The sequence below is a fragment of the Ruegeria sp. C11 genome (assembly GCF_056537725.1).
The window spans coordinates 1-10605 of sequence record NZ_JBQFSB010000017.1 but is presented as its reverse complement, the minus strand read 5'-3'; the positions used below and the strand labels follow the sequence as shown (position 1 = coordinate 10605).

The 10605-nt window shown below is 57.4% G+C and carries 8 protein-coding genes; 7 read left to right on the top strand and 1 reads right to left on the bottom strand.

The genetic code is table 11. The annotated features are described in order from the left end of the window. Positions 1–16 precede the first annotated feature (16 nt). The gene (gene rpoC, locus ACR0NA_RS20920) at positions 17–4258 is read left to right on the top strand and encodes a DNA-directed RNA polymerase subunit beta' (protein WP_480732403.1); all 4242 of its coding nucleotides are present in this window, start codon (positions 17–19) and stop codon (positions 4256–4258) included. A 152-nt stretch (positions 4259–4410) separates the two neighbouring features. Here the strand turns inward: rpoC and ACR0NA_RS20915 are convergent, their stop codons facing one another. After that, positions 4411–4800, bottom strand: coding sequence for a nuclear transport factor 2 family protein (locus tag ACR0NA_RS20915; protein ID WP_480732401.1), 390 nt, complete (start codon positions 4798–4800; stop codon positions 4411–4413). 146 nt (positions 4801–4946) lie between these two features. Between ACR0NA_RS20915 and ACR0NA_RS20910 the strand changes: the two genes are divergently transcribed. The 6 genes from ACR0NA_RS20910 to ACR0NA_RS20885 form a co-directional block, all read left to right on the top strand. Then, positions 4947–6104: an alpha/beta hydrolase gene (locus ACR0NA_RS20910; protein WP_480732399.1), complete on the top strand. Its 1158-nt coding sequence runs from the start codon at positions 4947–4949 to the stop codon at positions 6102–6104. Positions 6105–6242: 138 nt separating this feature from the next. Continuing rightward, complete coding sequence (locus tag ACR0NA_RS20905; protein ID WP_480732397.1) at positions 6243–7121, top strand: DMT family transporter; 879 nt, start codon at positions 6243–6245, stop codon at positions 7119–7121. Positions 7122–7460: 339 nt separating this feature from the next. Continuing rightward, complete coding sequence (gene rpsL, locus ACR0NA_RS20900; protein WP_005621086.1) at positions 7461–7832, top strand: 30S ribosomal protein S12; 372 nt, start codon at positions 7461–7463, stop codon at positions 7830–7832. A 15-nt stretch (positions 7833–7847) separates the two neighbouring features. Beyond that, entirely contained in the window at positions 7848–8318 is a 471-nt protein-coding gene (gene rpsG, locus ACR0NA_RS20895; RefSeq protein WP_170446863.1) for a 30S ribosomal protein S7, read from the top strand. Positions 8319–8336: 18 nt separating this feature from the next. Then, positions 8337–10454, top strand: coding sequence for an elongation factor G (fusA, locus tag ACR0NA_RS20890; RefSeq protein ID WP_170657096.1), 2118 nt, complete (start codon positions 8337–8339; stop codon positions 10452–10454). Positions 10455–10514: 60 nt separating this feature from the next. Then, positions 10515–10605 (top strand): GTP-binding protein (locus tag ACR0NA_RS20885; protein WP_215675807.1); only part of this gene is annotated, 91 nt, incomplete at its 3' end.

The following is a 10605-nucleotide window of genomic DNA, read 5'->3' as shown; positions in this document are numbered from 1 at the left end:
AGATTTGAGGTAACAAATGAACCAGGAAATCACCAACAACCCGTTCAACCCGCTGACGCCGCCGAAAGTTTTCGACGAGATCAAGGTCTCGCTGGCGTCGCCTGAGCGGATCCTGTCTTGGTCCTATGGCGAGATCAAGAAACCCGAAACCATCAACTACCGGACGTTCAAGCCCGAGCGTGACGGCCTGTTCTGCGCACGTATCTTTGGCCCGATCAAAGATTACGAATGTCTGTGCGGCAAATATAAGCGGATGAAGTATCGCGGCGTTGTCTGCGAAAAATGCGGTGTGGAAGTCACCCTGCAGAAAGTCCGCCGCGAGCGTATGGGCCACATCGAACTGGCCGCGCCCGTCGCACACATCTGGTTCCTGAAGTCGCTGCCGTCCCGCATCGGTCTGATGCTGGACATGACGCTGCGCGATCTGGAACGCGTTCTGTACTTTGAAAACTACGTCGTCATCGAGCCCGGTCTGACCGACCTGACCTACGGCCAGATGCTGACCGAAGAAGAGTACATGGATGCGCAGGATGCCTATGGCATGGACGCGTTCACCGCGAATATCGGTGCCGAAGCCATTCGTGAGATGCTGGCCCAGATCGATCTGGAAGCCGAAGCCGAGCAGCTGCGCGCTGATTTGGCCGAAGCAACCGGCGAGCTGAAGCCCAAAAAGATCATCAAACGTCTGAAGGTTGTTGAATCATTCCTCGAGTCGGGTAACCGCCCCGAGTGGATGGTGATGACCGTGATCCCGGTTATCCCGCCGGAACTGCGTCCGCTGGTTCCGCTGGATGGTGGCCGTTTCGCGACTTCGGATCTGAACGATCTGTATCGCCGCGTCATCAACCGGAACAACCGTCTGAAGCGTCTGATCGAACTGCGCGCGCCTGACATCATCGTCCGCAACGAAAAGCGGATGCTGCAGGAATCCGTGGACGCCCTGTTCGACAACGGCCGTCGTGGCCGCGTGATCACCGGTGCCAACAAGCGCCCGCTGAAATCGCTGTCGGACATGCTTAAAGGTAAGCAGGGTCGCTTCCGTCAGAACCTTCTGGGTAAGCGCGTCGACTTCTCGGGCCGTTCGGTCATCGTGACCGGCCCGGAACTCAAGCTGCACCAGTGTGGCCTGCCCAAGAAGATGGCGCTGGAACTGTTCAAGCCGTTCATTTACTCGCGCCTTGAAGCCAAGGGTCTGTCTTCGACTGTTAAGCAGGCGAAGAAGCTGGTCGAGAAAGAGCGTCCCGAAGTGTGGGATATCCTCGACGAGGTGATCCGCGAGCACCCTGTCATGCTGAACCGTGCGCCTACGCTGCACCGTCTTGGCATTCAGGCGTTCGAGCCGGTTCTGATCGAAGGTAAAGCCATCCAGCTGCACCCGCTGGTCTGTTCGGCCTTTAACGCCGACTTCGACGGTGACCAAATGGCTGTTCACGTTCCGCTGAGCCTTGAAGCACAGCTGGAAGCCCGTGTTCTGATGATGTCGACGAACAACGTTCTGTCGCCTGCAAACGGCGCACCGATCATCGTTCCTTCGCAGGACATGATCCTGGGTCTCTACTATGTGACCCTGGAACGCGAAGGCATGCCGGGTGAAGGCAAGGTCTTTGGTTCGATCGACGAAGTTCAGCATGCGCTGGACGCGGGTGAGGTGCATCTGCACACGAAAATCACCGCGCGGATCACGCAGATCGACGACGAAGGCAACGAAGTTCAGAAGCGTTATGAAACCACTCCGGGCCGTCTGCGTCTGGGTGCGTTGCTGCCGATGAACAACAAGGCGCCTTTCGATCTGGTAAACCGCCTGCTGCGGAAAAAAGAAGTGCAGCAGGTGATCGATACCGTCTACCGCTACTGCGGTCAGAAAGAGTCGGTTATCTTCTGTGACCAGATCATGTCGATGGGCTTCAAAGAGGCGTTCAAGGCCGGTATCTCGTTCGGCAAGGACGACATGGTGATCCCCGATGGCAAATGGGGCATCGTGGACGATACCCGTGGTCAGGTTAAGGACTTTGAACAGCAGTACATGGACGGCCTGATCACTCAGGGCGAAAAGTACAACAAAGTCGTCGACGCCTGGTCCAAGTGTAACGACCGTGTCACCGAAGCGATGATGAGCACGATCTCATCCTCCGAACGTGACGCCGCGGGTGCCGAACAGGAACCGAACTCGGTCTACATGATGGCCCACTCGGGTGCGCGTGGCTCGGTCACGCAGATGAAGCAGCTGGGCGGCATGCGCGGCCTGATGGCCAAGCCGAACGGCGACATCATCGAAACGCCGATCATCTCGAACTTCAAGGAAGGTCTGACCGTTCTCGAATACTTCAACTCGACCCACGGCGCCCGTAAGGGTCTGTCGGATACCGCTCTGAAGACGGCGAACTCGGGCTACCTGACCCGTCGTCTGGTGGACGTGGCGCAGGACTGCATCGTTCGTGAGATCGACTGCGGAACCGAGCGCGCGATCACTGCGGAAGCAGCGGTTAACGACGGTGAGGTTGTCGCTTCGCTGGCCGAACGTGTGCTGGGCCGTGTCTCGGCCGACGATGTTCTGCGTCCGGGTACGGACGAGGTGATCGTGGCCGCTGGTCAGCTGATCGACGAACGCATGGCCGACACCATCGATGAAGCCGGTGTTGCGTCGATGCGCATCCGTTCGCCTCTGACCTGTGAGTCCGAGGAAGGCGTTTGTGCAACCTGCTACGGCCGTGACCTTGCACGCGGTACCATGGTGAACACGGGTGAGGCTGTCGGCATCATCGCCGCTCAGTCCATCGGTGAACCCGGTACGCAGCTGACGATGCGGACCTTCCACATCGGTGGTGTTGCGCAAGGTGGTCAGCAGTCGTTCCAGGAAGCCAGCCAGGACGGTGTGGTTGTCTTTGAGAACCCGCAGATTCTGGTCAATTCCGCAGGCGAAAGCCTGGTCATGGGCCGGAACATGAAGCTGGTGATCAACGACGAACACGGCGAAGAGCGTGCCAGCCACAAGCTGGGCTACGGCTCCAAGCTGTTCGTCAAGGACGGCACCAAGGTTGCGCGTGGCGACAAGCTGTTCGAGTGGGATCCCTACACCCTGCCGATCATCGCTGAAAAAGCCGGTACCACGAAATATGTCGACCTTGTTTCGGGCATCGCTGTCCGTGACGAGACCGATGAAGCAACCGGTATGACCCAGAAGATCGTGATCGACTGGCGCGCGGCCCCCAAAGGCAGCGACCTCAAGCCCGAGATCATTCTGGTCGGTGAAGATGGCGAGCCGGTCCGCAACGATGCGGGCAACCCGGTTCACTATCCGATGTCGGTGGATGCGATCCTGTCGGTCGAAGATGGTCAGACCATTGAAGCCGGTGACGTTGTTGCGCGTATCCCGCGTGAAGGCGCCAAGACCAAGGACATCACCGGTGGTCTGCCGCGTGTGGCCGAACTGTTCGAAGCCCGTCGTCCGAAAGATCACGCGATCATCGCAGAAGCCGATGGTTACGTGCGCTTTGGCCGCGACTACAAGAACAAGCGCCGCATCAGCATCGAACCGGCGGACGAGTCGCTGGAGCCGATCGAGTATATGGTGCCCAAGGGCAAGCATATCCCGGTCGCGGAAGGTGACTTCATCCAGAAGGGTGAATACCTGATGGACGGTAACCCGGCTCCGCATGACATCCTGTCCATCATGGGTGTCGAAGCGCTGGCGGATTACATGATCGACGAGGTGCAGGACGTTTATCGTCTGCAGGGCGTGAAGATCAACGACAAGCACATCGAAGTCATCGTGCGCCAGATGCTGCAGAAGTGGGAGATCCTGGATTCAGGCGACACCACCCTGCTGAAAGGCGAGCATGTCGACAAGCAGGAGTTTGACGCAGCCAACGAGAAGACACTCTCGCGCGGTGGACGTCCGGCTCAGGGCGAACCGATCCTCTTGGGGATCACCAAAGCCTCGCTGCAGACACGTTCGTTCATCTCGGCGGCGTCGTTCCAGGAAACCACCCGCGTGCTGACCGAAGCTTCGGTTCAGGGCAAGAAGGACAAGCTGGTTGGCCTGAAAGAGAACGTCATCGTTGGACGTCTGATCCCTGCCGGTACCGGTGGTGCGACACAGCGTGTCCGCCACATCGCCCAGCAGCGCGACAATGTGGTGATCGAGGCACGTCAGGAAGAGGCAGAGGCCGCAGCGGCCCTTGCAGCACCGATCATGGAAGACGACATCATCGGTGATGAGCTGGACGTACTGGTCGAAACTCCGGAAAGCCGCGAGTAACTGACGTCAGATACTTACCGGAAAGGCCCCGCAATTTGCGGGGCCTTTTCTATTGGGGCCAGCGTTTTCGAGCTTGGTTTGTTTGGTGCGGTAGACGTCGCAAAGCGGTCTTTCACAGTGATGGTCGCAAGGCCCGGCTGGCTTAGGTGCCTCTAGCTACTTCCCGCTTGTTCCGCATAAGACTTGGCGTCAAACCAACCCTGCGAAGACTGAACCTTCAAATCGGCATTCAAGTCCCATTCTTCCCAACCATGGATCTTTAGTGGCCGGTCAGTAGCAGCATCGTGCCCTGTAAACGTCCACAAAAATAGAACATGATCTTCCGAGATGCGTACATCATCGCATGTCAGCGACAAGTCAGGCACATCCCTGAAAAAACCAGCCGCCATGTCACGCACGCGGGAATTTCCAGACCATGGTTCACCTCGGTTGATCACGATTTCACCATTCTGTGCATAGAATGATGCGACAGCATCCGGAGACTTCGAGTTCCACGCCTTTGTATAGCTCTGCGCCATCTGCATTATTGTTGTCGGGTTCATCTTGTACTCCTCTTGGATTTTCATGCGACTAAATCATCGAAAATTCGGAGTAATTGCGCTTGAGGATGGGGTGTGGAAACGCTTAGGATTTTATTGTGATTTACACTGCTTCAACACGAGACTCTGGCCGAGGCGCTGAGAGGTACATGTTTGGTGAGTTCACACTGGACGTAAATCGGCACACGCTGACAAAGTCTCGCGAAGCAGTGCCAATTGAGCCAAAAGTCTTCGATCTTCTCAGACTCCTTCTTGAAAACGCGGGCGAGCTGATTACGCGCGACAGATTGATTGCCGAGATTTGGAAGGGTCGCGTGGTTTCGGACTCCGCGATTAGCGCATGCGTCGCATCGGCGCGTCGCGCAGTAGACGACGACGGGCAAAAGCAAGCTGTTATCAGAACGGTCGCGCGGCGCGGTTTTACTTGTTGTGCAGTTGTTGAAGCTGAGATCGTGGACGCACCACACCCCCAAAGAACACTGGCGCCAAGACTCCAATTCACGAAGAGCCGAGAGCAAAAGTCCCTTGCTTATGCGATGGCGGGCGATGGTCCGCCAATCATCTACACAACCTTCGGAGGGACCAGTATCGAAGCGAATTGGTCCTCGCCGTTTTTCCGCCCGCTATTTGATGCCATCTGCGCGCAAAACACACTGGTCGTCTTTGACGAAGTTGGTAGTGGTCAATCCGAATTGGATATGGCGTCCGCAGGGGTTGAGGCTGTGGCACACGAAATTCTGAGCGTCGCCGATGCTGCGGGCCTTGATCGTTTCGGGCTGTTTAGCCAATCCGGTTCTGCACTGTCTGCAATCTACCTTGCGGCCAACTTTCCAGAACGTGTTTCAGCAATGGTTCTGAATGGAGGATACGCCGAAGGGCGCAATCTTCGGCCAGAAGCTAGCGGCACAAAAGAAATGTTTGGCATGATCTCTGAGGCTTGGGACAAACCGGATAGCAACTTTCTTCTCGCGTACTCGTTGCTTTATTTCCCGGAAGGTCCACTTGACTTGGCCAAGGACATTGTCGAGATCATGAATGAAGCGTGCCCTGCCGAGAATATTTTGAGAATGCGGCAGGCTATGAACAACGCTTCAGTGGTTGACCTGCTTCCACAAGTGCAGTCCCCAACACTAATCGTGCATGCGCGCAGAGACACGATCCACCCTCTTGAACAAGCGCGAATGCTGGCGGCCGGCATTCCTGAATCCCAGCTTCTTATCCTTGATTCCGCAAATCATGTTCCAATGCCTTACAGTCCGGATTGGGAGGCATTCTTGGAGGCAACGATCAGCTTTTTGAATGCGTGAACCGATCCAGCTTTTGGGGATTGGTGCCACCTAACAGTTGTCTGAAATTCGCATTGGTCCGATCTGCGTGGGGATATTGACAGTTGGCGTTAGACATTTGACCAATACTCAATACCTGAATCTCCGGACTTTGACTGAATGACACCCAACGTGAAAGGCGCCCTCTTGATGATGGGCAGCATGGCGGCGTTTACCGTGAACGATACACTGGTAAAGCTGGTCGGCCAGGATATGCACCTGTTTCAGCTGGTCACCATGCGCGGCGTTCTGGCGACGGTTCTGATCTATATTCTGGCGCGGCATCTGGGCGCGCTGCACCTGAACTTTCCGCGGCATGATCGCTGGCTTGTCGCCATCCGGTCGGTTTGCGAACTGTTGGCCACGCTCTTTTTCCTGACTGCGCTGATGCATATGCCTTTGGCTAACGTCACGGCGGTGCTTCAGGCCCTGCCTCTGACCGTCACTCTGGGGGCTGCGTTGTTTTTTGGGGAAACCGTGGGCTGGCGCAGAAAAATCGCCATTGGTGTCGGCTTCCTCGGAATGCTGTTGATCGTCCGCCCGGGGCCGGACGGATTCAGCATTTATGCCGTCTATGCATTGATTACGGTGGCTGTGATCACCGTACGGGACCTGATAACGCGGCGCATGTCGGTCGAGGTTCCGTCCATGGTCGTGACGCTGGCGGCTTCGCTAACCATTACGCTCAGCGCCGGAGTGGCCTCTGCGGTGACCGGCTGGACGCCGGTGACGGTGGGTACCGGTATTTTGATTGCTTCTGCGGCACTGCTTGTACTGCTGGGTTACCTATTCAGCGTCATGGTCATGCGCGTGGGTGAGGTGGGTTTCGTAGCACCGTTTCGTTATTCCGGCGTTCTCTGGGCATTGGGTCTGGGATGGCTGGTCTTTGGTGACTGGCCGGATTCGATCACGATGCTGGGTGCGGTGCTGGTGGTGGGCGCGGGCCTGTTCACCCTGTTCCGGGAACGTGTCAGCAAGGACGGGGCGCAGGCAGACTGAAATCCAGCACCGTCTTGCAATGCCGGTAAGATGCCCTCATAAGCGCGCGAACCGGTCCTTACGGCCCCTGTTCAGGCGCGGCTGTTGACACCCGGTCCGACTCCCCCTATACGCGCGTCATCTCGGTTCAGGGGGCCGCCCCGAAGCCGATTCCAGTAATGAACTGGTCAAGGCCCGGACAATTTTGCAGTTCGCGCCCTCTGATAACCAACCGCGACGTTCACCTCGGAATGGGAACGCTCGCGGGTTTTGCGCTTGTGGACGCACGAGTGCAGCAAATTTAACCGCACGCATCACGCGTGCATGCCATGTGTGTTGCAAAACGGGGATATAACCGGAATGCCAACGATCCAACAGCTGATCCGCAAGCCGCGGCAGCCGAAAGTAAAACGCTCGAAGTCCATGCACCTGGAGCAGTGCCCGCAGAAGCGCGGCGTTTGCACCCGCGTGTACACCACCACACCGAAGAAACCGAACTCGGCTATGCGTAAGGTTGCCAAAGTGCGCCTGACCAACGGGTTCGAGGTCATCTCGTACATCCCCGGTGAAAGCCACAACCTGCAGGAACACTCGGTTGTTCTGATCCGTGGCGGCCGTGTAAAAGACCTTCCCGGTGTGCGTTACCACATCCTGCGCGGTGTTCTGGATACTCAGGGCGTCAAAGACCGTAAGCAGCGTCGTTCGAAATACGGCGCGAAGCGTCCCAAGTAAGAAGGAGAGGCTGATATGTCACGTCGTCACGCCGCCGAAAAACGCGAAGTTCTGCCTGACGCCAAATTTGGCGACAAGGTTCTGACCAAATTCATGAACAACCTGATGATCGACGGCAAGAAGTCGGTCGCAGAGCGCATCGTCTACAACGCCTTTGACCGCGTTGAGACCAAGATCAAGCGCGCCCCTGTCGAAGTGTTCCACGAAGCGCTCGACAACATCAAACCGTCGGTCGAGGTTCGCTCGCGCCGGGTTGGTGGTGCAACCTATCAGGTTCCGGTCGAAGTTCGCCCCGAGCGCCGCGAAGCACTGGCCATCCGCTGGCTGATCACTGCTGCGCGCGGCCGCAACGAAAACACCATGGAAGAGCGCCTTGCAGGCGAGCTGCTGGACGCCGTTCAGTCCCGCGGTACCGCCGTGAAGAAGCGCGAAGACACCCACAAGATGGCCGAGGCGAACAAAGCCTTCAGCCATTACCGTTGGTAATTCCAGAGGCTTATCAAAATGGCACGCGAATATACACTCAACCACTACCGTAACTTCGGTATCATGGCGCACATCGATGCGGGTAAGACAACCTGCTCGGAACGCATCCTGTATTACACCGGCAAATCCCACAACATCGGTGAGGTGCACGATGGTGCAGCCACCATGGACTGGATGGAGCAGGAGCAGGAACGCGGCATCACCATCACTTCGGCTGCGACCACCACCTTCTGGGAGCGCACCGAAGACGGTCAGACTGCTGACTCGCCCAAGCACCGCCTGAACATCATCGACACCCCCGGCCACGTTGACTTCACCATCGAAGTTGAACGCTCGCTGGCGGTTCTCGACGGTGCCGTCTGCGTTCTGGACGCAAACGCCGGTGTTGAGCCTCAGACCGAAACCGTGTGGCGTCAGGCTGACCGCTACAAGGTTCCGCGCATGGTTTTCGTCAACAAGATGGACAAGATCGGCGCGGACTTCTTCAACTGCGTTCGCATGATCGAAGACCGCACCGGCGCCCGCGCGGTTCCGGTTGGTATTCCGATCGGCGCCGAGTCCGAGCTGGAAGGTCTGGTTGACCTGGTCACCATGGAAGAATGGCTGTGGCAGGGCGAAGACCTGGGCGCAAGCTGGGTCAAAGCTCCGATCCGCGACAGCCTGAAAGACATGGCTGACGAATGGCGCGGCAAGATGATCGAAGCGGCCGTCGAAATGGACGACGACGCGATGATGGAATATCTGGAAGGCAATGAGCCCGACGTTCCGACCCTGCGCGCCCTGCTGCGCAAAGGTACTCTGGAAATCGCGTTCGTTCCGGTTCTGGGCGGTTCGGCGTTCAAGAACAAAGGCGTTCAGCCGCTGCTCAACGCTGTGATCGACTATCTGCCCAGCCCGCTGGACGTTGTCGACTACATGGGCTTCAAACCCGGCGACGAGGACGAAGTTCGTGACATCGCACGTCGTGCCGATGACGACATGGCCTTCTCGGGTCTGGCGTTCAAAATCATGAACGACCCCTTCGTTGGCTCGCTGACCTTCACTCGGATCTACTCGGGCACCATGACCAAGGGTGACTCGATCCTGAACTCGACCAAAGGTAAGAAAGAGCGCATCGGTCGTATGATGATGATGCACTCCAACAACCGGGAAGAGATCGAAGAAGCGTTTGCAGGCGACATTATCGCGCTGGCGGGTCTGAAAGACACCACCACCGGTGACACCCTGTGTGACGCGAAGGATCCGGTGGTTCTGGAAACCATGACTTTCCCCGATCCGGTGATCGAGATCGCGGTCGAGCCCAAAACCAAGGGCGACCAGGAAAAGATGTCCCAGGGTCTGGCCCGTCTGGCCGCCGAAGACCCGTCCTTCCGCGTGGAAACCGACCTGGAATCGGGTCAGACCATCATGAAGGGCATGGGCGAACTTCACCTGGACATCCTGGTGGACCGTCTCAAGCGCGAGTTCAAGGTCGAGGCGAACATCGGTGCACCTCAGGTGGCATATCGTGAAACCATCTCGATGCCTGTCGAACACACCTACACCCACAAGAAACAGTCGGGTGGTTCGGGTCAGTTCGCCGAAGTCAAGCTGGAGATCCAGCCGACCGAGGCGGGCGAAGGCTATTCGTTCGAAAGCCGCATCGTTGGTGGTGCTGTTCCGAAGGAATACATCCCCGGTGTTGAAAAAGGCATCAACTCGGTCATGGACAGCGGCCCGCTGGCTGGCTTCCCCGTGATCGACTTCAAGGTTGCCCTGCTGGACGGTAAGTTCCACGACGTTGACTCGAGCGTTCTGGCGTTCGAAATCGCATCGCGGATGTGTATGCGTGAAGGCATGCGCAAAGCTGGCGCGAAACTGCTGGAACCGATCATGAAGGTCGAAGTGATCACCCCGGAAGAATACACCGGCGGTATCATCGGCGATCTGACCTCGCGTCGGGGCCAGGTATCTGGTCAGGAACCGCGCGGCAACGCAATCGCGATCGACGCGTTTGTTCCGCTGGCGAACATGTTCGGCTACATCAACACCCTGCGTTCGATGTCGTCGGGCCGTGCCCAGTTCACCATGCAGTTCGACCACTACGATCCGGTTCCGCAGAACATCTCGGACGAGATTCAGGCGAAATACGCATAAGCGAAGATTTGAGGGAGCTCGGTTAACGGGCTCCCTTCATTACCGAAAAAGGAGGCCATCATGGCAAAGGAAAAGTTTGAGCGTACAAAACCGCACGTCAACATCGGCACGATTGGCCACGTTGACCATGGTAAAACGACGCTGACCGCAG

Coding starts and splice junctions, on each gene's coding strand:
- rpoC (WP_480732403.1), top strand. CDS start 17: ATGAACCAGGAAATCACCAACAACCCGTTCAACCCGCTGACGCCGCCG.
- ACR0NA_RS20915 (WP_480732401.1), bottom strand. CDS start 4,800: ATGAACCCGACAACAATAATGCAGATGGCGCAGAGCTATACAAAGGCG.
- ACR0NA_RS20910 (WP_480732399.1), top strand. CDS start 4,947: ATGTTTGGTGAGTTCACACTGGACGTAAATCGGCACACGCTGACAAAG.
- ACR0NA_RS20905 (WP_480732397.1), top strand. CDS start 6,243: ATGACACCCAACGTGAAAGGCGCCCTCTTGATGATGGGCAGCATGGCG.
- rpsL (WP_005621086.1), top strand. CDS start 7,461: ATGCCAACGATCCAACAGCTGATCCGCAAGCCGCGGCAGCCGAAAGTA.
- rpsG (WP_170446863.1), top strand. CDS start 7,848: ATGTCACGTCGTCACGCCGCCGAAAAACGCGAAGTTCTGCCTGACGCC.
- fusA (WP_170657096.1), top strand. CDS start 8,337: ATGGCACGCGAATATACACTCAACCACTACCGTAACTTCGGTATCATG.